Below are 25,456 nucleotides of genomic sequence, written 5' to 3' on the forward strand. Positions count from 1 at the left end.
GTGCCTGGGTAGTCTGTTTCAAACAAACAGGAAATCTCCGGCAGTCAATTGATCCGGGGTCAGCCCTTCAAGGAGAAGGGTTCCCAGTAAACTCGTGATTTCAGCACCGTCGGCATGCTGAGTAAAGGTCAGATCAGCGAAACTGAGGCCCTCTATCCGGATGAGATCCTCGCCCGGCATGAAATCCAAGATCCTGTCATTGCCATGGCTTGTTCCAAAGACAAAGATGTCCGCGCCCGACATACCGTGCAGAAGGTCGTCTCCGGCACCTCCATCCAGCGTGTCGTCGCCGCCACCACCGCCCAGGATATCCTTGCCTGCCCCCCCTGACAGGGTATCCGCTCCGTCCCCGCCCCAGATGGTATCCCGGCCCGCCTGACCGTTCGCAGCGTCCTGTCCGTTGCCACCATAGATCAGATCGTTTCCCTTGCCACTGTCGATCCTGTCGTGCCCACCTCCGCCATACACTGTGTCATTGCCCGCATTTGCCCAGACGAGATCGTCATGCTTTCCCGCGTCGACCAAATCTGCGCCTTCCCCGGCCCGGATCGTGTCTTGCCCTTCGCTTCCGTACAGTTGGTCTGCCCCGTCCCCGCCCCATAATTCATCCCAGCCGTTGCCACCCCAAATCGTATCGTTGCCAAAGCTGCCGAAAAGGCTGTCCGTGCCATTGCCGCCTCCCATGGAATCGGCCCCGTCCCCGCCTGCGATATGGTCGTGACCGTCACCTCCCCAGAGCTCGTCGGTACCGTCCTCACCGAGCAGCCGGTCGTCACCCTGCTCGCCCATCAGTGTGTCGGCCGCAGCGCCGCCCCAAAGCGTATCGCTGCCAAGCCCGCCAAGAAGCCGGTCCTGGCCTGCGCCACCTCCGATGGAATCTGTGCCGTTCCCGCCCTCGATGTGATCGTTGTCGTCGCCACCCCAAAGCGCGTCGGCCCCGCCCGCGCCCAGCAGTGTATCGTTGCCGGATCCTCCTTGCAGGGTGTCTTGCCCCGCCCCACCCCAGAGTTCGTCGCTGCCGCCATATCCATTGACCAGATCGTCGCCACCAACGGCATAAACCGTGTCCTGCCCTTTGTCGCCAAGCAGGGTTTCCGCGGCATCGCTTCCGTGCAAGAGCCGCGGCGGCGTGGCCCATTCGACCAGAAACCGGTCCGGTACACTGAACCGGCCGGTGTCCCATATATTCTGAATCTGCAGCGGGGCGCCGGATATGCTGTCGATGACGATCCGGGTCGATCCGAAATCAAGCTGCACCCCGCCGGGCCGGCCAGTCACGGTCAGCTGGTCAGGTGTGCGCAGCATCGGCAGCAGCGACAGGTCCAGCTTGTCCTGGCCAGGTTCGAAATCGGCAATCCGCACGGTGCTGTCGACTGACGGAACGACAAAGATGTCAGCCCCGGCCTCACCCCAAAGCAAGCCGGCCCCGTCTCCGGAGACCAGAATGTCATCCCCCGCCCCGCCGCGGATCGTCACCGTTTCAGCTCCTTCGGCCACAAGCACATCGTCTGCGGCGGTGCCCAGCAGGGGCGTCCCGCCCCCGGTGCGCACCTCGCCAAGCGCCGCTATGCTCCACGAAAACTGCGACAAACCCGGCAGACCCTCGGAGGCCACGAAGACGTGAATTTCGTCACCGAAGCGTGCGGCTTCGATTACGGTGACGTCGCTCAGGCCCAGCCCCTGCATCTCGGTGATACTCTGCAGATGCACCAGACGGCCGTTCGGCAGCAGGGTGAAAACCGCCAGCCCGTCATCCGCCCCGCCGACAAAGATGAAGACATGGCCCTCGGCCTCGACCACGGAAAGCGCCTGCACTCCGCCGAACCGTGTGTCCAGCGTGTCCAGAACGTGATCGGTCGGCGTCAATGTGCCATCAGCCCCGACCCGCAGAACGCTGAACGTGCTGCTGCCGGCGGCCGCGACGATGCTCCAGGACGCACCATACGCCGTAACGCTTTCCAGCGCAGTGGGTGCGGACAATCCCAGCCCTTCGGCGGCACCGGCCTGGCCTGCCTGTATCAGTGCGCCGTTGGAAACTTGCACGTGATAGCTGACCAATTCCGGGACACTGCCGCCATCCATGGTAATCAGAACTGTCCCGATCTCCGTTGACACCGAGGTCATCAGCGCTCCGTTCAGAGACAAATCCGCTGATCCCGATCCTGAGGCGACCGGCGTTATCTCGGTTCCGGCCAGATCGTAGGCGCTGATGATGCCGGTGCCCTGATCAATTACAAAAATTTCATCCGGCTCTTCTTCGCTCCCGGTCCAGATGGCGTCCCCGGTCCCGGGAAGGGCCAGAGATTTGGCTTTTCCCAGTGCTCCGTCCGGCTCGATCGCATAGTACAGCAGATTGCCGCTGCTGCTGGTTCCAGCGATCAGCACTTCGGCTCCGCTGATGCTCAGCATGCCGATTTGCATGTCTTCGATCCCGGCGGGCAGAGCCGAAAAATAGGTTGTGTCCAATAGTTGGGCCGAAGCACCTGAATCGAAGGTATAGACGCTCAAACCGCCGTTGCGGCCGGTTCCCGCATAGAGAAAAACCCCTTCGGGGTTCGAAACCAAATGCAAATCTTGCAGGTCACGGTCCAATGCATCCTGACCAGTGCTTAATCGACCCTCGAATTGAAGACCCACGTGCCCCACTCCAATTCATCTCACCCGCTTTCGGGGTGGCACAGTGATCGGGCTCGCCCGCGCCATAATTCTGTCTGAACTGGGGAGATTGCCTAGAATGCGTCTCAAATACGTCGGTTCAGCATGATTTCGCCGGGGCGTCCTGCCGCTGCCGGGCAATGGTAAACCGGGCATGACCGGCCCGTTCGACCGGGTAGAAGGGGATTTACCGGGGATGCGACAGGGTGCGCGGGTCCGCTCAGACCCGAGGAGTCCCACATGTCCCAAAGTTCACCGAACCTGAATCTTCCTTTCCTGCAGCCGTCTCAGGCTCAGAAGCATGTCACCCATAACGAGGCGTTGCGACGGCTCGATATTGTGGTGCAACTCCGCCTGCAGCAAACCGGCGCAACTGTTCCGCCGGCAGTGGCCGAAGAGGGGGATATCCATGGTCTTGGCGCCGGGGCGACGGGGGCGTGGGCCGGACAGGATGGCATGCTGGCCGCCTGGCTCGACGCGGCCTGGCATTTCGTGGAGCCGCAGACCGGGTGGCGAGGCTGGGATGTGGCGACCGACCAGATGGTGGTGTGGGATGGAAACGCCTGGACCGCCCCGCGCCGCGAGCTGAACCATCTCGATGGTATCGGGATCGGCACCAGTGCGGATGCGACCAATCGGCTGGCAGTGCGCGCACCGGCCACGTTGCTGAGTCATGAGGGGCAGGGCCATCAGCTGAAGGTGAACAAGGCCTCCGAGGAGGATACAGCGAGTTTGTTGTTTCAATCCGGCTGGACCGGGTATGCGGAAATGGGGTTGGCCGGACAGAACGCGTTTTCGATCAAGGTTTCCGGTGATGGCGGTGCCTGGACTGAGGCGTTGCGGCTGGACGGTGCGACAGGCCATGTTTCGGGCAGCGCAGTCCAGGCGGATGAAGCGGACGCCACTGCGGGGCGGCTGATGGTGACCGGTGCCTTCGGGCTGGGCGCAACCGGCGCCGGTACTTTGATTGCGGATATCAATGCTCCGGACACGCCGTCGGGCATCTACCGCTATACATCTGGCACGCCCGGTATGGATGGTTTCCCGCCCGGATTGCAGAGCAGCAGCGGTCTCATCCGGATCGAGCGCTATAACGGGTCGCTGCTCAGACAGACCGCCTGGCGTAACAATTTCAGCAATGGCATCTGGACCCGGGTCTATTTTTCCGACACGTGGGAAGCTTGGCGGTTGATCTACGATCAGTCGACAATCCTCGGTACTGTGTCGCAAAGCGCCGGTCAGCCCACCGGGGCGATCTTCGAGCGGGGATCGACACCTGACGGGGATTACGTTCGGTTTGCCGACGGAACTCAGGTTTGTACCCGGCGCTTCGAAACCGCCGCCGAAACCCACGCCTGGGCCTTTCCTGCCGCCTTTGCTTTCACCGATAGTCTCAGCTTGCAGGCGCTGGCCCGGCATGGCACCGAGCCGCGCATCGTCACCGAGGGCGATGATCTGACCGCAACCGGTGTCACGCTGAACGTCTGGGGTGCGACGGGAGCGGCCGTACCGGCCCCAGTGCACGCCACTGCTACGGGGCGCTGGTTCTAGGGTTTGACGGAGGTTTCGGCCCCGGCACGCTTTCGTGTCTTTGCCGCCCCCTGTTTCAGCGAGAGCCTGGCCATAGCGCGGGCAACCGCTTCTGGATCCGGGTAGGTTATCGGCTCTTCTGGCTCATCGGGAATTTTATCGCTGAAGCGGATGTTATATTTGTGCTCGAGCCATTGATTGCATTCAGCCATGCTCTTCAGCACCTCCCGGCGCAGGCGCCGCCCCAAGACATGCCGGGCTTTGTCATCTTGGAAAGCCCTGATGATACGGTGCTTGTTTAGCGGAACGCCTGCCCGAACGATTTCCAGCATCATGAGTGTGCAATTCACCGAAGGGGACACATTCCGTGATCTTTCCGCGTCTACGATTGGTATACTGGCTGCCTGACAAAATGCCCTCATCACCCCAAGCTCTTTCGCTTCGTCGAAAGACAGGACCGAAACATCAGAAAATTTTTCCCATTCCTGCAGCATCAGATTGTAGCGGAGCTGCTGGGCGACATGTGGCTTCTGATAATACTGGTCGATGGCGCCAACATTATTGCCGCTCTTGATCACTTGACCCCACATGGATTCGAGCATGATGTCCTGACGCCGGAGTAGACACACGGCTTCAACCCGCCCCAATTCCGCAAAACATTCCATCCAAGACAGCCTATGGCAGCGCAGGGATGAAAGGTGCTCCTCGCTCAACAATAGCGTGTCGCACCCCGAGCCTTCGAACTCTTCCCAAAGCGCGTCCCGCTCAGCCATAACTGCCTCCGCCCCGGATTGCAGCGCGCGAAGAAGCCCCAGATGTTTTGTTTGATGAGGGTGTGGTGAGCGATCTGTCGTCGCATACCACACCCCCTGTGTCTTCAGAAAATTTCGGTTGGCTGCAAGCGTGTTCTGAATCGTTGTCGTCGCTGTTTTGTGCGTGCCTATATGAAAAACGATTCTCTTCATTTGCAGTTCTTTCTCAATTTTAGTTGACCTGCTCTCGCGCAAAAGGCGTTTTCCGCTCTTTCTTCGGCTCCATCTCTGCACTTGTTCAAAGCTGAAGCCCCTGTTTCTGCGCAATTGCAACGGCGTCCGGAAATCCCGATGCGGCGTAGAGTTCCTCGGCAAGATCGCTCCACAAGGCTCCCCGGTCTATCTGGATATCGACCGCTTTGGTTTTCGTCTCGTCGGACAGGGTTTTGCGGTGCGCGGCCTGGGTCTCGGCGACCTGCAGCGGAAGCTTCAGGAATTCGGCGATGCGGTGGGTCATTCCGGGCTGGGACAGGACGGATTCGAAATTGACGAAGAGCACATTGTCTTTTTCCGAGGCCCGGGTCAGCGGGTGATGGATCAGGGCATGATACCGGGTGATCTCCCGGAAGATGTCCAGATGCGGCCCGAAGCCGTGGCGTTCGAGATACTGGGCAAAGGCATCCCGGTCGTCCGGGACCCGTTCCCTTGACAGCCAGGCGATGTCCCGCCGGCGAAACCGGAAATCGATGAATTCCGACACCAGGGTCTTTCTGGGATGACGATAGGCGCAGATGATCTGCATATGAGGCGGCAGGACGCTGCGGTTGAAGGGCAGCGGCGCATGCCCGAAGGCCACATCATTCGTCCCCATCTGGCGAAGGATCGGGACGAAGAATTTCTTGACATGTGCGACGCCGGGTGTCTCGGCATTCTGCTGCAGGGAATGTTTCCGGGTATCGAGATAGTTGTGAACATTCATATGATACCCGGTGTCATGCAGCCCGAGATTGGATAAAAGCGCCGCCAGAAAATAGGTTCCGGCCTTGGGCAGAGTGTAGATGTAAACCGACATGATTGTTTGGCTTGTTTAAAAATCCGGCTTTCCATTCAAGGCTTTCGCCCACTTTTTTTGTATCTTTGAATATGCTTCGGAAATTTTAAGCCTCCCAGCCATAGATCGTGGTCCAGTTCTGCTGCAATGCAAGCTCGTGCGCCTTGTTCTTCCAACTCGCCACCGCCGCCGGAGCATCGGTGGCATAGCAGGCAAGGACGGCTTCCAGAATATCGGCGATCGACCGGTCGATCCACGGCGCTGTCTGGGCATCGCGCCGGAAACGGCCCAGCCGCGCTGAGTGGCGCAGCCGTAGAAACGGGTGCCCTTCCAATGGTTTGCCCATGGCGGTCAGTTCCTCGGATATCCGCGTAGCCACTGCATCGGGATCTTCACCCACACCCGCGATCGATTGCTGCAATTCGGTGTGAAATTCTCCTGCATGGGTGCTCAGAACGGCCTCGGGACCCCGAAGGAAGCTGAACACCGCCAGCGCGCGCGCGAGGACATACTGGGCGCGTTCATTTTTTAGCGCTTCTGCGAAAGCGTCCCGCAATACGTCCGCCGGAGGGATGTCCATCCGCTCGGGGTCGTTGTGGATCGCCGCAACGATCAGCCGGTTGCGCCAGTTGTAATATTCCAGCCAGGCCGAGGATTTGTTGTCGAAAGCCTCGTGCCAGATGAACAGCCCCGGCAGCGACACCGTCGATATTCCGGCCTTTCCCAGCCGCAACCCGTATTCAAAATCGTCGCCCCGGATGAAGATGTTGAGAGGCAGACCCGCCCGTGCCGCCTCGGCCTTGGGTACGCAGGCGAACCACCAGGCATTATAGTCGACCTCGCGCACCTGATCGAAAAACGACACCTCGTCGCCACGGGTCCCGTCGATCTCCGAGCCGACCTGCTCCAGAAACCCCCAATAGTCGAGCCGGGCTCCACCTTCATAGAGCATGCAGGGCGCTGACATGTTCATCATCTGCCCGCCCACTACATGCGGCCCCAGGCAATAGGAGACAAAGGCCCGCAGCCGGTCGAGCATGTGTGTGTCGAGAAAGACGTCGTCATCCATGAAGATGTGATGGGTCGATGTCTCGGATTTCAGGCTCTCGTGCAGCGTGCGGGCAAAACCGCCGGCACCGCCGATATTGTCCTGCGCGATCAGGGTGAAACCCGGCATGCGTTCAGCGAGGATCTGTAGCACCGGCAGATCGGCATTGTCTCCGGAATTGTTGACGACAATCACTTCGGACAGGGCGGTGCCGCCCCGTTTGACATAGTCCTCAAGACCCAGCACCAGGTTGGTGACATGCTGTTCCTTGCGGTAGGTGCAGACCCCCAGCGAAAACGACACCGCCCGGTGTGGCGGCGGAAATGTCGAAAAGGCGATCCGCTCGACTGCGACGTCCGTCACCGCTTCGAGATCGAAGAAGAACCGCCCCGAAGCGCCGTCATCCGGCAGGTAGCTGAACAGGTCGAAATGGATGTGGAACAGATCCTCGACCGGGTATTCCCCGACCTTGATCGTCTGCCCTGTCGGTGTCGAATGGAACAGATGCAACAGCCCCCGGCCCTGCAATTTCCCGCTCAGGCTGATGACGCGCAGATCGGTGTATTTTTCCCAGTAGCTGGCAAAGAAGCTGTTGGCATAGGTGTTGAAACCGACCTTCGCCCCGGCGGGAAGCGCCAGCCTGCCCGCCTGTCGATGGATGGGGCCGAGCAACTCACTCATATACAGCTTGGGCGCCAAAGCCACCGCACGGGAGTTGAAGATCACCTCCTGCAGCACATAACGTTCGAGAGTGGAATCCCAGAGCGGGGAGGGGTCGTTCACAACGGTTTCCTGCAACAAATCAAGGTCCTGTCAGTTTTTTGCCCGTGCTTTTCAGGGACACCCTAACCGTATTGGCCCGGGACATGCACCCGGAAAAGCGATCACCCGCGGAAAACCCCTGTGGCAGGCCATTTCACCGGCCCGGAATATCGCATTGTATTCCGTCCGCCGGTCTGCGAGAAATCGGACAAATCCATTCGACGCAACCATCAGGCTGTGTAAATTCATGAAAATACTTCTTGTCGGCGCCGGGCTTTCCGGTGCGGTCATCGGGCGACATCTGGCCGAGCAGGGGCACGAGATCACTATTGTTGACGGGCGGTCTCATGTCGGTGGCAACTGCCATACGGAACGGGACGCGGAAACCGGTGTGTTGGTGCATGTCTATGGCCCGCATATCTTTCATACCGATGACGAAGAGGTCTGGAACTACGTCAATTCCTTTGCCCGGTTCCTGCCCTACAGGAACCGGGTCAAGACCACTTCGCAGGGCGCCGTCTATTCGCTGCCGGTCAATCTGCACACGATCAACCAGTTCTATGGCAAGACCCTGCGCCCGGACGAGGCGCGCACCTTCATCGAGGAGCAGGCCGACACCTCGATCGACGATCCTCAGAGTTTCGAGGAACAGGCGCTGCGGTTTGTCGGCCCCGATCTCTATGGTGCCTTCTTCAAGGGCTATACCGAAAAGCAGTGGGGCTGCCACCCGTCCGAGTTGCCGGCGAGCATCCTCAAGCGCCTTCCGGTGCGGTTCAACTATGACGACAACTATTTCTTCCACCGCTTTCAGGGCATGCCCGAACATGGCTATACCGCGATGATCGAGGCCATTCTGGATCACGGCAACATCACCGTGCATCTCGAGACCGTCTTCGACCCTGGCAGCGCCGCCGGTCACGATCACGTGTTCTATTCCGGGCCGCTGGATGGCTATTTTGGCTATCGGCTGGGTCGGCTGGGCTATCGCACGCTGGATTTCGAGCGGTTCAGCGATACCGGCGACTATCAGGGCTGCGCGGTGATGAACTACGGCGACCGGGACGTGCCCTGGACGCGGATTACCGAGCACAAACATTTCAGCCCGTGGGAAAGCCACGAGGGCACCGTGTGCTACCGGGAATATTCGCGCGCCTGCGGAGCGGATGACATCCCCTATTATCCGATCCGGCTGGTCGAGGAAAAATCGCTGCTGACCGATTATGTGGCGCTGGCGGAAGCGACCTCGGGCGTGACCTTTGTGGGACGGCTGGGGACTTATCGCTATCTCGACATGGATGTCACCATTCGCGAGGCACTGGACACCGCGCGGGCCTTCCAGACCCATGAGACCGCAGGAACGCCGATGCCTGCATTTGTCCGGTCTCCGCTCTGAGGCCACCTCTCCTTTAATCATTCTGCCCGAAGATCATGATTGCCACCAGATACATCCTGACCCCTGACCAAGACGACTGGGCCGAAGCGTATTTCGAACTGCGCGCCGACAACCATGACCATCCGTTCCGCGTCGTCCTGCGGCGCGCTACGGGGGCGGTCAGCCTGGTGGCCGGCACGAAAGGGTGTGAGCGTCCGCTGGATTTGTCCGAGTACCAGACCATCCCTGGCGATCTGGTCGTCGACGTCTTGGGTGCCGTGGTGCGGGTTCGGGTCGGCGGCCGGATTCTGGATCACAGGATGGAAAACGCACAGCCCGGCCTGACCCTCTCGGCGACGGGCCACAACGTGCAGTGGCGTGTTCAGACCGGCAATGAGACCGGACAGGAGGTCCGGATTGGTGGCCGGATGCTGCAGGTGCCCGCTGGCGCCCCGCAGGCTGAGCGGGACGCGCTGCTGGAGGCTGTTCAGGCCGATGACGGGACGTATCTGCACTTTCTTGCGACACTTGCCCCAATGCGATCCGGCGAGACCCTGACGGTGCTGGATATCGATCCCTCGCCGCTTTTCGCGCTCACTGCTGCGGTACTGCTGCCGGGGATCCGGATATGCCGCCTGACGCGTGGCGCCGAGGCGGACGCATTCCTGGCCGCGCTGATCGGGCACAACGGTTTGCCCGGGTTCGACATTCTGCCCCATGCCGGGCTTGCCGCCGAACTGGCCGGACCCGGCGGCCCGGTGTTGCTGCAGGGGGAGCGGGCCTTTGATCTGCTGGGTGCCGAGATCGATGCCCTGCCGGCCGGGCGCCGGGCGCAGTTGTCGCTCTGGACTGCCGCGGACGGGATCATCCCCGGCAACCGTATCCTGCCCTGCGCCAGTGCCCGGGTCCGGATACCTTCCGGATGGACGCTGAACCGAAGCTCCGACGTGGCTCTGCCCGGGCGGCGCCCCGGGCTCGATATCGCGATTGCGGCCTATAATGCCGGGGACTATATGATCGACTGTGCCGAAAGCCTGCTCTGTGACGGGCGCGACGACGTGCGGGTGATCATCGTCGATGACGGCTCCACTGATGGCTCGGGCGAGACGGCGGCCGCGCATTTCGCGGCTGAACCCCGGGTACGGGTGGAACGCAAACCCAATGGCGGCTGCGCCTCGGCCCGCAACTATGGCCGGCTGGTCTCGGACGCCACCCATATCGCTTTTGTCGATGCCGACGATTTCGTGACGCGGAACATGTTTGCCGATCTCTATGATCTGGCGCTCTATTCCGGCTGTGAGATGGTGCAGTCCGGTTTCGATTTCTATGATGAAAGCCGCGACGCACCCTACTATCCCAGTTACGAGGAAGATCTGTTCCGGACCATTTCGCGCGAGCGGTTCGGGGATCACCCGGTCATCCGGCTGCAGGCGCGGGATATCATCAAAAGCCAGCCCTCGATCTGGCGCAGGGTTTATCGTCGCGCCTTTCTGGATGCCCGCAACATCTATTTTCCGGAAAATGTCCGTGCCTTTGACGACTATATCTTCCAGATGTTTTCGCTGACGGCGGCGCGGGACATCCTGATGCTGCCCGAGCACAAATACCATTACCGCCAGCATCCGGCGCAGGACATCAAGCAGGGGGACGAGCGCCACTTCTACATGATTTACATGTTCCACATGCTGCTCGAACGCTCGGTCAATGAGGCCTGGCCGGATTTTCGGCCTTATGCGGAATCCGTGATCGACTGTATCTCGTGGTCGGCGGGATTGCTGCGGCCCGATCTGACCCAGAATTTCCTGCGTGCCGGCGCCCGGTTCTGCGTGGCGATGTCCAAGACATATGGCCCCGGCGTGATCCAAAATCTGGTGTCACGGGTCGAACACCCCGATTTCATTCCGCATTTCCAGAAGGAACAATCAATCGCAGACGCTCTTCCCGACGACGCCTTCTGGAGCCGGATTCGCGGCGAGCTTCATCACCCGATCGCACTCGGCATGCGAGAGGCCATGAAAAAGGCGTGATGATCCGATGACCTCTCCCCGCATCTCCTGCATCGTCACCGCATTCAACGAGGGTGATCTGGCTGCGGTCTCGATCCGTTCGCTGCTGGCCCAGAGCTTTGGCGATTTCGAAATCCTGGTGGTCGACGATGGTGCCGACGATCGCACCCGCGCCGTGCTGCACAGCATTGATGATCCGCGCATCCGGCATATCCGACAGGCCAATGACGGTCTCAGCGCCGCGCGCAATCGCGGGCTGGCCGCAGCGCGCGGTGACTATGTCTGTTTCCTGGATGCCGACGATTCCCGCCCGGCCTGGGCCTTTGCGGCCATGGCTGAGGCCGCAAAGGATGATCCCGATTGCGTCTTCTCGCCGGGCCTGCTGAGTGAATTGCGTCACGAAACCCAGGCCTTTTACGATCAGCGCCATTTCCAGGCCCTGCGGGCCGAGGGGTTGACCCGCGTGTCGGAAGACCCGTCAGCCCTGCGCCGCGCTTTGACGCACCTGGCCTGCCTCGAGCCGCAATCGGCCAACAAGATGGTGCGCCGCGATTTCCTGGAGCGGCACCGGCTGCGCTTTCCGCCGGGGCTGTTTTTCGAGGACATGTTCTTTCATATCGGTCTGCTGGCCAGCCTTGGCAGCTATGCCACCACCGAGTTGCCCACCTTCACCTATTTCCGCCGCTATGCCCGGCCGCAGATCACAGGCGATCACGGCACCCGGCGCTTTGACGCGATCTCGACCGCGATCGGCACGCTGCACCTGTTCGAACATTCGCCCCGGTTCGAGGACAAGCTGCTGCGGACATTGATACTGGCGTCCACGTTCAAGCTGTTGAACTGGTGTGGGGAAAGCGTCAGCCACGACCGTAAATATGGCTTTGGCCAGGCGTTGCGCCATCTGGCAGCGGGCCTGGATTCGCGCTGGCTGGACGAATTGGATCGCACCACCCGCCGGCAGGCCGCCGGATTCGCGCCCTGGGTTGCGCCAAGCCTGGAACATGCGCGCGCGGCTGCTGGCCTCAGAGCGCCGGTACCGCCCCCGACGACCCGCCCCCGACTGCATCGCCGCATCCTGCGGCGGCTGTTGAGGAGATGAAGATGTCAGTCTCTGCCCCGTCGTCAGACAAACGTTTGCGTCCGGAACTTGCGTCGGAACTTTGGTTTTGAGGGAAGAAGGAATGCATTTTGGATTTTGACCCATATGGAAAAGAATACGGAGCGCCTCATGACATCAAAGCTGGTCAGGAACGGCAAAAAACCGGAAAAGATTTCGAAATTTGAAGAGCTTTATGTCGAAGAAACAGGAATGTGGACCATTCCTGAACGATTCTACTATCCGCAAAACGTGTTCAATAAGACTCTCGAACAGATTGCTGCGGCACGTGATGTATTAAAACAAGATCCGCAACACGTTTTTGGCGCTTCGGTGGAAGTGGAAGTTGCAAACTGCCTTTACTGGATTGCGCGTCTCACCGGCGCAAAGCGTATTTTGGAAACCGGCTCGAACCAGGGGTATTCAACGTCCATGCTGGCATTGGCGGTACAGGACAATGCCGGGCAGGAGGTCGTTTCCATCGATGTCAATGCCAACACCTTCATATATCGTGACACGGAGTTGGAGCAATTTGTCAGATTTTGTCACGGCTCCAGTCTCGAAGTTGCCGTCGACGGCCCATTCGATATGATACTGCTCGACAGCGACCACACCTATGGGACGATCATGCAGGAAGTGATCCGTTTCGAGCCGATGCTGAGAACCGGAGGGATCTTGTGTTTTCACGATTCCGTACTTTTTGATGCCATTGGCATGTGCGTCAAACAGGTCATGGAAACCCAACGTTTCGAAACGCTGAATCTGAATTCGCCCCGCAAAACCATACGCCCTCCGGGATTGACGATCATGAGAAAGGTCGTGGAAACTCCGTCGGAACCTGACCTGAGCTATCACGAGGAACATGCCAGGGTTGCGCAACATCTCACACCGGACCGTTCGAAAAATCCCCGACCGTGGATCGAGGAAAACCATCCCTTGAAAAAAACCTCAGGCTGATCGGGAGGCGCCATCCGGACCGCGCCAATGCAGAAGAGTCCAGGCGGAACCTGCAAGTGGCGCATCATCCCTTTCAAATTATGTGAGCACGCATGATATTCCAGGACTATTCATACATCTTCGTCGTGACCTATGCCCGGTCCGGATCGACCCTGTTGCAGAGTCTGCTGAACACCCTGGACGGGGTCCAGATCCGGGGTGAAAACAACAATGCGCTTTATCATCTCTATCGGTCGTTCGCGGGAATTCGGGAAGCCCGGAAATTCGGCGCGGATGGCCGTGAATCTCAGCCGGACGAACCCTGGTACGGGGCTGGCGAGCTTCGGCCGGTAGTGTTTCGCAATGCTTTGCTCAATGCTTTCGTCAGCAACGTCCTGCGCCCGCATGAGGGGAAGTCGGTGCTGGGTTTCAAGGAAATCCGACATGCGCCGTTCTTCATGAACGACGAACAGTTTTCCGGATACATGCGTTTTCTGCTGAACACTTTTCCCGATGCGAAAATCGTCTTCAACACCCGCAACGCCGAGGACGTGGCCCGGTCCGCCTGGCATGCCCGCACCGACCCGGACAGGATCAAGACCTGGGTGGCCCGATGCGACGAACGTTTCGCTCGTTTCGACGCCAGATCCGACCAGACGATCCTGATGCGGTATGACGATTACGTGGTGGATCGCTCTGGTATTGCACAGCTTTTCTCCTTTCTCGGTCACGATTACGATGCCGACAAGGTCGAGGCGGTGTTCGCCAAACCCCTGAAGCACGCGAAATGAAGCCGGAAGATGTCGGCCGGACACTGCCGGTTGCATAGCCAGGGCCGGGCGGATAGGTCATGTCGGGGCAGGTGCGGACACGGCCCGAATTACCGTGGTTTGGCTCGGGAAAGGATGACGTGAATGACCAAAAAGGCATTGATCACCGGCGTGACCGGGCAGGACGGGTCCTATCTGGCGGAGTTTCTGCTGGAAAAGGGCTATGAGGTGCACGGGATCAAGCGCCGTGCTTCGCTGTTCAATACCGACCGGGTCGATCACATCTATCAGGATCCCCACACCAAGGGCGCCAATTTCCATCTTCACTATGGCGATCTGACCGACACTTCGAACCTGACCCGCATCATGCGCGAGGTGGAGCCCGACGAGGTCTATAACCTGGGCGCGCAATCCCATGTGGCGGTCAGTTTCGAGGCCCCCGAATATACTGCGGATGTGGATGCGATGGGCACCCTGCGTCTGCTCGAGGCGATCCGGTTTCTGGGGCTGGAAAAGAAGACCCGCTTCTACCAGGCCTCGACCTCGGAACTTTATGGCCTCGTGCAGGAAACCCCGCAGCGCGAGACCACGCCATTCTATCCGCGCTCGCCTTACGCGGTGGCCAAGCTGTACAGCTACTGGATCACGGTCAACTACCGCGAGGCCTATGGGCTCTATGCCTGCAACGGCATCCTGTTCAACCACGAAAGCCCGCGCCGGGGTGAGACCTTCGTGACCCGCAAGATCACCCGCGGGCTCGCCAATATCGCGCAGGGGCTCGAAAACTGTCTCTACATGGGCAATATCGACGCTTTGCGCGACTGGGGCCATGCCAAGGATTACGTGCGCATGCAGTGGCTGATGCTGCAGCAGGAGAACCCTCAGGACTTCGTCATCGCTACCGGCAAGCAATATGCGGTGCGCGAGTTCATCCGCTGGTCGGCGGCAGAACTGGGTCTGACGCTGGAGTTTTCCGGCGAAGGGATAAACGAGACCGCCACCGTGACCGCGATCGAGGGCGACAAGGCCCCGGCCCTGAACGTGGGTGACGTGATCCTGCGCATCGATCCGCGCTATTTCCGCCCCGCCGAGGTGGAGACCCTGCTGGGCGATCCGGCCAAGGCCAAGGCCGAACTGGGTTGGGAACCCGAGATCACCGTGCAGGACATGTGCGCCGAGATGGTGGCCGAGGATCTGAAAACCGCCCGCCGCCATGCGCTTCTGAAAGAACACGGCATGGACGTGCCGGTCTCGGTCGAGGGTTAGGCGATGAAACTCTATGTGGCGGGCCATCGCGGCATGGTGGGCGGCGCGATCCTGCGCCGGTTGCAGGCGCGTCAGGCGGCTGGCGAGGATCTGACCCTGATCACCCGCACCCATGGCGAGTTGGACCTGACCGACCAGGACGCCGTGCGCGCCTTCATGCAGGCTGAAAAGCCGGATGCGGTGATATTGGCCGCCGCCAAGGTGGGCGGCATTCTGGCCAATAACAGCTATCCTGCCGAGTTCATCTATGAAAACCTGATGATCGAATGCAATGTGATCCATCAGGCCTTTGCCGCCGGGGTCCCCCGGCTATTGCAACTGGGCTCAAGCTGCATCTATCCCAAGCTGGCGGATCAGCCGATGCGCGAGGATGCGCTGCTGACCGGCGTGCTGGAGCCCACCAACGAACCTTACGCCATCGCCAAGATCGCCGGCATCAAGCTGTGTGAAAGCTACAACCGCCAGCACGGGGTCGACTACCGTTCGGTCATGCCCACCAACCTGTATGGGCCGGGCGACAATTTCCACCCCGAGAACTCCCACGTGCTGCCCGCCCTGATCCGGCGCTTTCACGAGGCGGCGCAAAGCGGGGCCGGCGAGGTGGTGATCTGGGGCACCGGCACGCCCCGGCGCGAATTCCTGCACGTGGACGACATGGCCGAGGCCTCGCTTTTCGTGCTGGATCTGCCAAAACCTGCCTATGAAGCCAATACAGAGCCTATGCTGAGCCATATCAACGTCGGCTGCGGGACAGAAGTCAGCATTCTGGAACTGGCGCGGATGGTGGCCGAAGCGACCGGATTTGCGGGCCGCATTGCCACCGATCCGTCGAAACCGGATGGCACCCCGCGCAAGCTGATGGATGTCAGCCGCCTGGTCGGTATGGGTTGGCGTGCGCGGGTCCTGCTGAGCGAAGGGATTACGGAAACCTATCAGTGGTTCCTCGACAATCAGGATGTATTCCGGCGATAATCCGGTTGGAACAAGGTTTTCGAGTTACAGACTATGGATTTCGAGCACATGGCCCCGAGCATTCACCCTCTGCTGCTTTGCGGCGGCTCCGGCACCCGCCTCTGGCCGCTGTCGCGCAAGAGTTATCCCAAGCAGTTTGCCCGCCTGACCGGGGAAGAGAGCCTGTTTCAAGCCTCGGCCCGCCGGCTGTCGGGCGATGGTTTTGCCGCGCCGATGGTGATCACCGGGTCGGATTTCCGCTTTATCGTGCTGGAACAGCTCGCCGCGATCGAAATCGCCCCCGCCGCGACCCTGATCGAACCCGAGGGCCGCAACACCGCCCCCGCGATCCTGGCCGCAGCACTTGCGCTTGAGGCGCAAAGCCCCGGTGCGCTGATGCTGGTGGCACCATCCGATCACGTGATCCCCGATGACGACCGTTTCCGCGCCACGGTACAGGCCGCCACCCCCGCGGCCGAGGCCGGGCAGATCGTCACCTTCGGCATCCGCCCGGACCGGGCCGAAACCGGATATGGCTGGTTGGAGCTGACCACCGCCCCGGATGCGGAATTTTCGCCCGTCCCGCAGGTGCTGAAACGCTTTGTCGAAAAACCCGACGCGGCCACCGCGCAAAAGATGCTCGATGACGGCAGCTATCTGTGGAACGCGGGCATCTTCCTGTTCTCCACCGCCACCCTGATCGCCGCTTTCGAAACCCACGCGCCCGAAATGCTGGCGGGCACCCGTGCCGCCGTGGACGGGGCCGAGCCCGATCTGGGTTTCACCCGACTGAACCCCGGCCCGTGGAGCAATCTGGACGATATCTCGATCGACTATGCGGTAATGGAAAAGGCCGACAACCTGACGGCGGTGCCTTACGGCGGCGGCTGGTCCGACCTGGGCGGCTGGGACGCGGTCTGGCGCGAAAGCGGACCGGATGCGGATGGCGTCGTGACCACCGGCCCCGCCACGGCGCTGGATTGCGAAAACACCCTGCTTAGAGCCGAATCCGAAGCGCAGCAGCTGGTTGGCATCGGGGTACGGGACGTGATTGCCGTAGCCATGCCCGACGCGGTGCTGGTGGCCCACAAGGACCGCGCGCAGGAGGTCAAGCAGGCGGTGGCGGCGCTGAAAGCCAAGGGGGCGGCACAGGCCGAGACCCTGCCGCGCGACTACCGGCCCTGGGGCTGGTTCGAAAGCCTGGTGGTGGATGACCGTTTTCAGGTCAAACGCATCCATGTACACCCCGGCGCCGCATTGAGTTTGCAAAGCCACCACCACCGGTCGGAACACTGGATTGTCGTCAAGGGCACCGCAAAGGTCACCGTGGATGACGATGTGAAACTGGTGAGCGAGAACCAGTCCGTCTATATCCCTCTGGGTGCGGTGCACCGGATGGAAAATCCGGGCAAGGTGCCGATGGTGCTGATCGAGGTGCAGACCGGGTCCTATCTGGGCGAGGACGACATCATCCGCCACGAGGATATCTATGCGCGTGGACAAGGGGCAAAAGGATAGTGCTTCGGGTATCTGGCTTGTGACGGAGCGCCACCGATGATTCCGGCCGATCCGCAGATCTCGGTCATCGTACCGGTTCACAACGTTCAGGCGCATATCGGCGCCTGCATCGCCAGCCTGCGCAAACAGCGTTTTTGCGATTTCGAAGCGATCGTGATCGATGACGGCTCGACCGATGCCAGCCCGGATCGCCTGCGCGCCGCCATCGGGGACGATCATCGTTTCGAGGTGATCCGACAGGAAAACCGGGGGCTGTCAGCCGCCCGGAATGTGGGTCTAAACAAGGCAAAAGGTGCATTCATCGCGTTTCTCGACGGTGACGACCGCTATGCACCCGAATTTCTGGAACGCCTGTACCGGGCACTGTGTGACAGTGACGCCGATTGGGTCGCCTGCGGGTTGCGCAACGTTCACCCCGGCCTGCGCCGCAGCGATACCCATTCCGCCATTCACGACGCTCCCGAACTGCCGGCGAACCGCGCGCCCCGGCTCTGGCCGCTTTCCACCTGGGGCGAAGCAATCGCGCATTTTCCCTCGGCCTGGAACAAGCTTTATCGCCGCCGCCTGATCGAGGGGCTTCGCTTTGACGAGGGCACCTGGTTCGAGGATCATGCCTTTTTTTTGCGGGCTGCCGCACGCAGCGACGCATTGTTGCACCTGCCGGAACCTCTTTATCTGCAAACCCGGGGCCGCGCGGGACAGATCACTGCAACCGACGGTGATCAGGTGTTCGAGCAATTCGCCGTGCTCGACACGCTGGCGGATCTGCTGGCGGGTCCGGAAAAGCCGGGTGGACCAGCCGCGCTGGAATGTCTGGCGCACCGGCTTGTCCACGAGCGCAGCACCGCGCTGCGCGATCCCGAACGCCGGGCACGGTTCCTTGCCACCGCGCGCGACTGGCTGGCCCGGCGCGGCCTGCCCGCTGTGCCCGGACCCGATCTGCCGCGGGGCTGGGCGCGGGAACTGGCCGGAAGCTGCCCGCTCAGCGTCATCGTGCCATGGGACGGGCGGGAGTTCATGCTGCGGGCGACGCTGAAATCGCTGACGCGGCAGACCTTGGGGGGATTCGAGACCCTGATCGTTGCCGGAGATGCCGGCACCGCGCGGCATGGCGCGGATCTGGCGCATCGGATGGGCCTGCCGGGTGCCCGCGGATTGACCGCGAAGGATTCCGGTGCCGGGTCAAAGCGAGATGCCGGCCTTGCGGCGGCGCGGGGGGAGTTGGTGGTGTTCTCCGATCCCGGCGACTGGCTGCGGCCTGCCGCCCTGACCCGGTGGGTCGACATGATGCTGCGCGAGGATGCGGATTTCGGCCTTTCGCAATTCCGCGTCGGGCTGAACCGGATCGGACGGGTGCGGCAGGGGTTTCATGGCCATTCGCCGGTTCCAACCGAGACCGGCCCGCTGCAGTTCGACGTGGACCGGGCTCTGGCCCTGCAATGTCAGCCTGGCGCCAAGATCTATCGCCGGTCCTTCCTGTTGGCCCGGGGATTGCGCTTTGGGACCGGCCCACTGGCGGACTGGCAAATCGGGATCGGGGCCGCCCTGGCCGCGCGCAAGGCGGTCTATTGCGCCTGGCCCGGCGTTGAAATTCTGTGCCTGCGCCGTTTTCGCGCCTCAATCCTCACTGAACCAGCAGTGCTGCCTGCGCTGAAAGCCCTTGTCGCCGTTTGGTCCGACACCCTGCCCCAGGAATTACCCAAGGACATCCTGATCAGGCTCTATGCAAGGGCTGTTTGGGAGTTTCGAACTCCGTTTCTCCGGTTTCCCGGCGCCCGTATCCGGTTCCTTAGCCATGCCGCTCGAACCGTGCGCAAGCGCGGCTGGCACCAGAGTGGCACCCCTCTGGATCCGTTCCTGTCCCTGACAGTCCGATGGATCATGGCCGGGGCCCGCGGTTGCATCGCACCGGTCAGACGGGCACAACACCGGAACTGATCCCCGATCTGGCCCGGGGAAATCGAAACGGACATGACATGCTTGCCTTTTCCATCGGGTCATCTGCCCGGTTTCTCTGTCGGGTTGAGTTCCAGCGGCACTCTTTCGCCAATGTCTCGTTTTTTGATGCGGAATGCCGCCGCCTCCTGTTTCATCTGTCTTTGCGCGCCGAAGGCATCGCTTTTTGCGCGCAGCGCGGGGCCGGGGCCGGAGGCTGTTCGAACGTGATCCGCCAGCCGGTCGTCTTGCCCCAGCCGGAAGCTCAGGTCGAGATCCGATTTGATTCGAACCGGGTACAGGTTCTGCTGGATGGCGCAACCGTGCTGGAGTCACTCCGGTTCCCCGATCTCGCAACCATCGCCTATGCCGATTTCAGAGGAGGTGTCGTTGCCGGATCGGTCGACATGAGGCAGCCGGGAAAGCATGCTCTTTCCGCCGCCTCACGCGCCGCATTGCGCCGGCATCTGACGGTTCCTGCCAGGTACCTGAAGCAGATCTGGCGCCGCCCCGGGGCCGAAACAGCATTGCAAACCGCCTTGTCCGAAGCGGCGTGCGCATTGCACGACAGGCCGGATGTACCCGATGACCTGCTGGACAATCTTGCCCTGCCGCCGCCCCGGATGCTGCCCCTGTTCTATGTCACGCTGGCCGAACCCTTTTGCCAGCGCAACGCTTTCGAACAGCTTTGTGACCATGCCCGGAGCCGTACCCGAATGGACTGGCTGACCCCGACCCGGGATGTCTGGTTCAATTCCGGCCTGCTGCCTTTCCTGCTGCGTGCCGGGCAGATTGACCTCCTGCGCGCGCAGCTGCGTCTTTTGGCCAACGAGGCCGAACGCTGGCTGATGACCGCACCGCTGGCCTGGGCCGCCCGGACCGCGCTGGACGATACCACCCTGCCCGGTGCAGCGCGCGACGACATCATCCGATCCTATCTCGCCTTTCTCGACCGGCGCGCCCCGGACTATTGGCAGCGTACCCCTTGCCTGTCGCTGATTGACACGGCGGTGACACTCATTGCCGCCGGGCCGCGGCTGGATCGCAGGCTGCGCAGCGAAACCGAGGTGACGATCCTTCGGGCCTATGGCCTGATGCCGGACTTCTGGGAACGGATCGCTGCGGCGGAAACCGCTCTGCCCACCCGTCTTGTCACGGCGCGCTGCGCATTCGAACACCTGCGCAGCGACAGCCCACCCGATCCGGCTGCGCTGGCCCGGTTCGACCGGGCGGGCTGTTCGGAGGTCATCCGGTTCCGGAGCGATCGGCAATCGAACGGCACCCTGCGGATGCTGACGGCCCCTGACCGGCTGGATCTGGCCTGCGAAGCGCCCGTGGCGGTGGTGGCCTGCATGCGTAACGAGATGTTCATGTTACCGCATTTCCTGGCGCATTACCGGCGCATGGGGGTCGAAAGTTTTCTGATTGCCGACAACGGATCAGAGGATGACACCCGCGAATATCTGGTCGCGCAACCCGATGTGGCGTTGTTTGCCGCCGACACCGATTACGGGCAGTCGCAATACGGGGTGCTCTGGCAGCGAGAACTGATGGCGCGTTTCCGCACTAGGAAATGGTCGCTTGTGGCCGATGCCGACGAGTTGCTGACCTGGGAGACGCCGCAGCAGAACACCCTGCCCGACCTGTTGCAGACCCCGGATTTCGGGGCGGCGGATGCCGCCCGTATCTTCATGCTGGACATGTATCCTTGCGGACCTCTGGCAGAGGCCGATTTTACCACCGGCGACCCCTTTGCCGAGGCCAGCTTCACCGACCGCGATCCGTTTCTATGCAATTCGCTGGGCCGCGGACCCTATTCGAACGCCCCGACCTGGACCTCGGCAGTGCGCCACCGCCTGTTTCCCGGCTCACGCCCCGATCTGTTCGTGGCGCAAAAGATCGCCCTGCTGAAATATTCCCCGTTCATGCGGCTTTCCGCGGGGCTGCACTATGCCTGCGGCGTGCGCCTCGCCGGGCGGGAGCTGTTCTTCGGGCATTTCAAGTATCATGCCCGGTTTCACGACAAGGCTGTGGCCGAAGCGGCCCGGGGTCAGCATTTCAATCAGGCGGAAGAATATCGGAAATATCTGGCGCTGATCGCGAAGGGGCGCGACCGGATCTATGCGCCCGACGTCTCGGTGACCTGGAGCGACAGCCCGTTTGTCGCGGCGCGGTTAACGGAATCCGTTCCGGTTTCCCCACAATAGAGCCTTTTCAGCTCCGCTACATGTGTCGCCATGGTCTGCGGCGTCCGCGCCCCGCGCCAATAGCGTTCCAGATCGATCCCGCCCGCCAGCAGCGTCCCGAGCCGCTCGGCGAATGCGGCGGCATCGCCTGCGGCAAAAACCATGTCCGGACAACCGGCCAGTTCCCGCGCGCCGCCCCGGTCGCTTGTCAGCAGCGGAATATGGCGGGCATGCATTTCGATGGCGACCTGGGGCAGGTTGTCTTCCCACAGGACTGGAACCACACCCACATCCACATCGCGCAGCAGGTCGTCCAGCCCGTCCCGGCTATAACCATCGTGATGCACCAATCCCGCCAGCCGGGGGCGCAACCTGTCCAGGCGTTCCTGTTCTGCTGGTTCCCGGATTCGCGCGGCAACCAGCAAACGGACCCGCGCCGCCAGCTCGGGAGGCAGCATCTCGAGGGCGTCAAGCAGGAAATGCCCCCCCTTGTCGGGGCGCATATAACCCAGAAATCCTAATGTCAGGGTCTCTTTTTCCGCAAATGATGCCGTCGCGGGCCGGGTCTGCGCGAATTTTTCGGCTTCACGGCTGCCGATATAGCTGGTGCGCAGAAGACCGGGCGCGATCCCATGGTGTTGCGCAATCTGGCGTACCCTGTCCGAGACGCACAGGACCAGATCGCAGCCAAGGTTGATCTGATCGACGAACCCGGCCCGGCGTGCGGCAAAGCCTTTGGCCCGGGACTGGGCCCGAGTTGCAGGGTCATCCGTGTTAGTCCTACGCAGCGCGCGCAGGACTCCACGCCCGGCCTGGGCGAACCAGCGTATATGCTGCTGCCCGCCCTGCCTCGCAACAGGCAACCCCGCGCGCGCCAGCCAGTGCTCGACCGCATAAGCGAGGCGAACCAGCCGTGGATTCCAGCGCCGGGTCAGACAAGAGTCACAGCGAGCGCCGTTCCGGAAATCGCGGCAGGCCGAACTCTCCTGACGCCACAGGTTCACTTGGGGGCAGAACGGATAGTAGTTGTGCAGCGTCAGGATGATTTTTGTGCCCGGCCAGCGCGCCCTGAGTTCCAGCACATCGGCGGGCAACCCTTCGAGATTGTGGAAATGGATCACGTCATAGGGACCGGTCCGTTCGATAAAATCGAAGAACGCATCCCGGGTCGCCGGGTGTGACAGCTGCGCCGGATCACCGAAGGAATGATGCGAGGGGGACAGTATCCCGGAATTGACGATCTCGTAGCGGTCGGTCCGGGCCGTGCCCGCACCGCGTCGCAGCCGTTCCCAGCGGGGCGCCCGCCGGCGCAGATCATGAGATATCCCCGCAGACAGAAAGACCGGCTCGATATCCCGGTCCTGCTCCAGCTTGGCCATCAGATTGCGCAGATAGGCCGTGACCCCGCCCCCGCGGGCGCGATCATCCAGATAGTCGACCCAGTTGTAGAACAGAATCCTCATGCCCTACCCGTATCCGGTGCAGGAAAGCGGCCCGCAGGTCACTGCATCAGCTCCAGATGCAGCGCGATGGCGTCTTCCAGATTGTCGAAATAGGACATCCGCCCCTGCGCCAGCACGATCCCGGCATCACAGAATTCCCGCAACTGCCCCATCTCGTGACTGACAAGAATTGCACTGGACGTGCGCATGCGCTCGGCAAATACCGTCCGGCTCTTGCGGCGAAAGGATGCGTCGCCCACCGCCGTCACCTCGTCCACCAGATAGGTGTCGAAATGGATTCCCATCGATGCCCCGAAGGTCAGCCGCGACCGCATGCCCGAAGAATAGCTGCGCACGGGTTCATGGAAATACTTGCCCAGTTCGGCAAAATCCTCGACGAACGCCATCAGGCTGTCGGTATCCACGCCATAGATCCGCGCGATGAAGCGGATGTTCTGTGCGCCGGTCAGATCGCCATGAAACGACCCCCGATAGCCGACCGGCCATGAGATTCGGCCATCGGTCACGATCTGCCCCGAATCCGGGCGCATGGTGCCGGCGAGAATCTTGAGCAGGGTACTCTTGCCGGCGCCGTTGCGCCCCAGCAGCGCCAGCGACTTGCCGGTGGGCAGGGTCATGTTCAGATTGTCGATGACCACCCGGCGTTCGCCCTGCACCCGGAAGCTTTTGGTCAGGTTTTCGAAGCGGATCATGACGGCTTCGCCCTATCCCCGGTCCCGGATGCTGTAATAGACCAGCGCCAGGATCGACCAGATCATCAGCAGGAACAGCCCCGCCAGCCCCATCAGGGTAAAGCGGCGGGGGTATTCCGAACTTTGCGCGAGGGTCGGCCTGATATAGGTGGCCAGATAGCGGCTCTGCCGGTTGGCATTGTCGCGGGCCAGTTCCAGCGCCGTCAGCGCCAGGCGATAGGACTCTTCCGCAAATTCGCGGTCGACGCTCAGGCTTTCATATTCGGCGATCAGCGTGGGATAGTCCTCGCCCACCGCCCCCAGTTCGGTGCTGTCCGAGGCGAAATCGCGCCGTTCCGCCGCGATCCGTTCGCGGATCACCGTGATGCGACGCTGCACGCTGGACAGGCGCGGGTCACCGCTTGAGACCGTGTCGCCCAACAGATCGAACTCGATCAGCGCCTCGGCCAGCGCCTGTTGCAGGTTGCTCATCACCCCCAACCGGCTCTGGATATCGGCCTCGGGGTCAACGATCTGGGTGCGGGTGCGGAACTGGGTCAGTGCTTCGCGTGCGGCCTTGAGCTGGATGACGGTCTCATCCAGATTCTCCCGCGCATAACGGATCGCATCCTCACGGGCCTGATCGCTGAGCGCATTGATACGGATCTGACTTTCGCGCACGACCTCCTGTGCGACCTGTTGCGCCGTTTCCGGGTCAAAGGCCAGCACCCGCACTTCGATCAGCCCCGTGGACTGATCATAGGAAATCCGCACGATGCGGTCCCAATACCAAAGCAGGTCTTCCAGAGTGGCGTCGGGCCAGATCGAGAACATCCAGTCACCGGGCCAGTGATCCGCGTAATGAGCCCGAAGATCGAGCCGGGCGTCGATCACTTCGACCATTTCCTGGCTCTGGATGAATTCATAAAGGATATCACTGTCCGACCCGGTGCCGGTGCCGGCGAACTGCGCCAGCCCACCCAGCAGTTCCGCCGCCGATCCGCCCTCTTCCGAACGCACGGTGAAGGCGGCGGTCGAGGCGTATTGATCCTCGGCCCGGGTCCACAAATAGAGTGTCAGCGCGATCAGCGGCAGCAGCACCATCAGCACGAAGCTGAGCATCAGGCCCCAGTGCCTCCGCCGCATGCTGGCCCGTTGCGCCAGCGGCAAAACCTGAACCGGCCCCTGAGGCGGCAGATTCTTCTGCGGGGCCAGCGGGCCTGCCGGTTTCGGCGCTTGTCCGGGATTGCCTGCGCCCGCAGGTTTTCCGCCCTGGCCCGCCCGTTCGCCCTTGCCCTGCGGCCCGGCCTGCCCGGGCGCCGCAACCGCGGCCAGCCGTGGCTGACCTGCCCGGTTCCCGCGCTTTTGGCCACCGGCCTGTTTTCCCGGTCTGTTTTCCGAAACGGGTGCATCGGACGCGGGGAGGGTCTGAGCGGGGCCACCAGCGGCCTTGGCAGTGGGATTTCCCGTCTCGGAATCTTGCGTCAT

At 61.6% G+C, this 25,456-nt stretch carries 18 protein-coding genes; 11 read left to right on the plus strand and 7 right to left on the minus strand.

The features are described 5' to 3' along the window. Positions 1 to 18: 18 nt before the first annotated feature. On the minus strand, positions 19 to 2,637 hold the full coding sequence (locus ACR0AO_RS18235) for a calcium-binding protein (RefSeq protein WP_480606595.1): 2,619 nt from the start codon (positions 2,635 to 2,637) through the stop codon (positions 19 to 21). Positions 2,638 to 2,895: 258 nt separating this feature from the next. On the opposite strand from ACR0AO_RS18235, the gene ACR0AO_RS18240 reads away from it, so the two are divergent. Next, complete coding sequence (locus tag ACR0AO_RS18240) at positions 2,896 to 4,206, plus strand: DUF2793 domain-containing protein (protein ID WP_480606600.1); 1,311 nt, start codon at positions 2,896 to 2,898, stop codon at positions 4,204 to 4,206. Here the strand turns inward: ACR0AO_RS18240 and ACR0AO_RS18245 are convergent. From ACR0AO_RS18245 to ACR0AO_RS18255, 3 genes are all read right to left on the minus strand, one after another. Further along, entirely contained in the window at positions 4,203 to 5,150 is a 948-nt protein-coding gene (locus tag ACR0AO_RS18245; protein ID WP_480606604.1) for a hypothetical protein, read from the minus strand. The two genes, ACR0AO_RS18240 and ACR0AO_RS18245, sit on opposite strands and share 4 nt — an antisense overlap. An 85-nt stretch (positions 5,151 to 5,235) precedes the next feature. Next, complete coding sequence (locus ACR0AO_RS18250) at positions 5,236 to 6,009, minus strand: sulfotransferase domain-containing protein (RefSeq protein WP_480606608.1); 774 nt, start codon at positions 6,007 to 6,009, stop codon at positions 5,236 to 5,238. 85 nt (positions 6,010 to 6,094) lie between these two features. After that, positions 6,095 to 7,819: a glycosyltransferase gene (locus ACR0AO_RS18255; protein ID WP_480606613.1), complete on the minus strand. Its 1,725-nt coding sequence runs from the start codon at positions 7,817 to 7,819 to the stop codon at positions 6,095 to 6,097. A 226-nt stretch (positions 7,820 to 8,045) separates the two neighbouring features. Between ACR0AO_RS18255 and glf the strand changes: the two genes are divergently transcribed. The 10 genes from glf (at position 8,046) to ACR0AO_RS18305 (ending at position 21,855) form a co-directional block, all read left to right on the plus strand. After that, positions 8,046 to 9,191 (plus strand): UDP-galactopyranose mutase, encoded by a 1,146-nt coding sequence (gene glf, locus ACR0AO_RS18260; RefSeq protein ID WP_480606616.1) that lies wholly within the window; start codon positions 8,046 to 8,048, stop codon positions 9,189 to 9,191. A gap of 35 nt (positions 9,192 to 9,226) precedes the next feature. Continuing rightward, positions 9,227 to 11,197 (plus strand): glycosyltransferase family 2 protein, encoded by a 1,971-nt coding sequence (locus tag ACR0AO_RS18265; RefSeq protein WP_480606619.1) that lies wholly within the window; start codon positions 9,227 to 9,229, stop codon positions 11,195 to 11,197. 7 nt (positions 11,198 to 11,204) lie between these two features. Continuing rightward, positions 11,205 to 12,275: a glycosyltransferase family 2 protein gene (locus tag ACR0AO_RS18270; protein WP_480606621.1), complete on the plus strand. Its 1,071-nt coding sequence runs from the start codon at positions 11,205 to 11,207 to the stop codon at positions 12,273 to 12,275. A gap of 129 nt (positions 12,276 to 12,404) precedes the next feature. Next, positions 12,405 to 13,229 (plus strand): O-methyltransferase, encoded by an 825-nt coding sequence (locus ACR0AO_RS18275; protein ID WP_480606624.1) that lies wholly within the window; start codon positions 12,405 to 12,407, stop codon positions 13,227 to 13,229. A gap of 92 nt (positions 13,230 to 13,321) precedes the next feature. Continuing rightward, entirely contained in the window at positions 13,322 to 13,999 is a 678-nt protein-coding gene (locus tag ACR0AO_RS18280) for a sulfotransferase (RefSeq protein ID WP_480606627.1), read from the plus strand. A 123-nt stretch (positions 14,000 to 14,122) separates the two neighbouring features. Beyond that, positions 14,123 to 15,244, plus strand: a complete 1,122-nt coding sequence (gmd, locus tag ACR0AO_RS18285) for a GDP-mannose 4,6-dehydratase (protein WP_480606630.1) — start codon at positions 14,123 to 14,125, stop codon at positions 15,242 to 15,244. 3 nt (positions 15,245 to 15,247) lie between these two features. Further along, positions 15,248 to 16,216 carry a GDP-L-fucose synthase gene (fcl, locus tag ACR0AO_RS18290; RefSeq protein ID WP_480606632.1) on the plus strand — a complete coding sequence of 323 codons (969 nt, stop codon included), beginning with the start codon at positions 15,248 to 15,250 and terminating at the stop codon, positions 16,214 to 16,216. 48 nt (positions 16,217 to 16,264) lie between these two features. After that, on the plus strand, positions 16,265 to 17,713 hold the full coding sequence (locus ACR0AO_RS18295) for a mannose-1-phosphate guanylyltransferase/mannose-6-phosphate isomerase (protein WP_480606635.1): 1,449 nt from the start codon (positions 16,265 to 16,267) through the stop codon (positions 17,711 to 17,713). 36 nt (positions 17,714 to 17,749) lie between these two features. Beyond that, complete coding sequence (locus ACR0AO_RS18300) at positions 17,750 to 19,651, plus strand: glycosyltransferase family 2 protein (RefSeq protein WP_480606638.1); 1,902 nt, start codon at positions 17,750 to 17,752, stop codon at positions 19,649 to 19,651. After that, positions 19,588 to 21,855, plus strand: coding sequence for a glycosyltransferase family 2 protein (locus ACR0AO_RS18305; RefSeq protein ID WP_480606641.1), 2,268 nt, complete (start codon positions 19,588 to 19,590; stop codon positions 21,853 to 21,855). The genes ACR0AO_RS18300 and ACR0AO_RS18305 overlap by 64 nt, the downstream gene beginning before the upstream one ends. Here ACR0AO_RS18305 and ACR0AO_RS18310 read toward each other — a convergent pair. From ACR0AO_RS18310 to ACR0AO_RS18320, 3 genes are read right to left on the minus strand one after another with little or no spacing between them, the layout of a single operon-like run. Then, positions 21,768 to 23,297, minus strand: coding sequence for a glycosyltransferase (locus ACR0AO_RS18310; protein ID WP_480606644.1), 1,530 nt, complete (start codon positions 23,295 to 23,297; stop codon positions 21,768 to 21,770). The two genes, ACR0AO_RS18305 and ACR0AO_RS18310, sit on opposite strands and share 88 nt — an antisense overlap. Before the next feature lie 38 nt (positions 23,298 to 23,335). Next, positions 23,336 to 23,989 carry an ABC transporter ATP-binding protein gene (locus tag ACR0AO_RS18315; RefSeq protein ID WP_480606647.1) on the minus strand — a complete coding sequence of 218 codons (654 nt, stop codon included), beginning with the start codon at positions 23,987 to 23,989 and terminating at the stop codon, positions 23,336 to 23,338. 12 nt (positions 23,990 to 24,001) lie between these two features. Then, entirely contained in the window at positions 24,002 to 25,456 is a 1,455-nt protein-coding gene (locus tag ACR0AO_RS18320; protein ID WP_480606650.1) for a sugar transporter, read from the minus strand.

This window comes from Ruegeria sp. AF8, assembly GCF_056541825.1.

What these genes read in the sequence shown, in the direction of transcription:
- glf (WP_480606616.1), top strand. Translation starts at nt 8,046, where the DNA reads ATGAAAATACTTCTTGTCGGCGCCGGGCTTTCCGGTGCGGTCATCGGG.
- gmd (WP_480606630.1), top strand. Translation starts at nt 14,123, where the DNA reads ATGACCAAAAAGGCATTGATCACCGGCGTGACCGGGCAGGACGGGTCC.
- ACR0AO_RS18315 (WP_480606647.1), bottom strand. Translation starts at nt 23,989, where the DNA reads ATGATCCGCTTCGAAAACCTGACCAAAAGCTTCCGGGTGCAGGGCGAA.
- ACR0AO_RS18270 (WP_480606621.1), top strand. Translation starts at nt 11,205, where the DNA reads ATGACCTCTCCCCGCATCTCCTGCATCGTCACCGCATTCAACGAGGGT.
- ACR0AO_RS18275 (WP_480606624.1), top strand. Translation starts at nt 12,405, where the DNA reads ATGACATCAAAGCTGGTCAGGAACGGCAAAAAACCGGAAAAGATTTCG.
- fcl (WP_480606632.1), top strand. Translation starts at nt 15,248, where the DNA reads ATGAAACTCTATGTGGCGGGCCATCGCGGCATGGTGGGCGGCGCGATC.
- ACR0AO_RS18310 (WP_480606644.1), bottom strand. Translation starts at nt 23,297, where the DNA reads ATGAGGATTCTGTTCTACAACTGGGTCGACTATCTGGATGATCGCGCC.
- ACR0AO_RS18250 (WP_480606608.1), bottom strand. Translation starts at nt 6,009, where the DNA reads ATGTCGGTTTACATCTACACTCTGCCCAAGGCCGGAACCTATTTTCTG.
- ACR0AO_RS18320 (WP_480606650.1), bottom strand. Translation starts at nt 25,456, where the DNA reads ATGACGCAAGATTCCGAGACGGGAAATCCCACTGCCAAGGCCGCTGGT.
- ACR0AO_RS18305 (WP_480606641.1), top strand. Translation starts at nt 19,588, where the DNA reads ATGGATCATGGCCGGGGCCCGCGGTTGCATCGCACCGGTCAGACGGGC.
- ACR0AO_RS18300 (WP_480606638.1), top strand. Translation starts at nt 17,750, where the DNA reads ATGATTCCGGCCGATCCGCAGATCTCGGTCATCGTACCGGTTCACAAC.
- ACR0AO_RS18295 (WP_480606635.1), top strand. Translation starts at nt 16,265, where the DNA reads ATGGCCCCGAGCATTCACCCTCTGCTGCTTTGCGGCGGCTCCGGCACC.
- ACR0AO_RS18240 (WP_480606600.1), top strand. Translation starts at nt 2,896, where the DNA reads ATGTCCCAAAGTTCACCGAACCTGAATCTTCCTTTCCTGCAGCCGTCT.
- ACR0AO_RS18245 (WP_480606604.1), bottom strand. Translation starts at nt 5,150, where the DNA reads ATGAAGAGAATCGTTTTTCATATAGGCACGCACAAAACAGCGACGACA.
- ACR0AO_RS18280 (WP_480606627.1), top strand. Translation starts at nt 13,322, where the DNA reads ATGATATTCCAGGACTATTCATACATCTTCGTCGTGACCTATGCCCGG.
- ACR0AO_RS18265 (WP_480606619.1), top strand. Translation starts at nt 9,227, where the DNA reads ATGATTGCCACCAGATACATCCTGACCCCTGACCAAGACGACTGGGCC.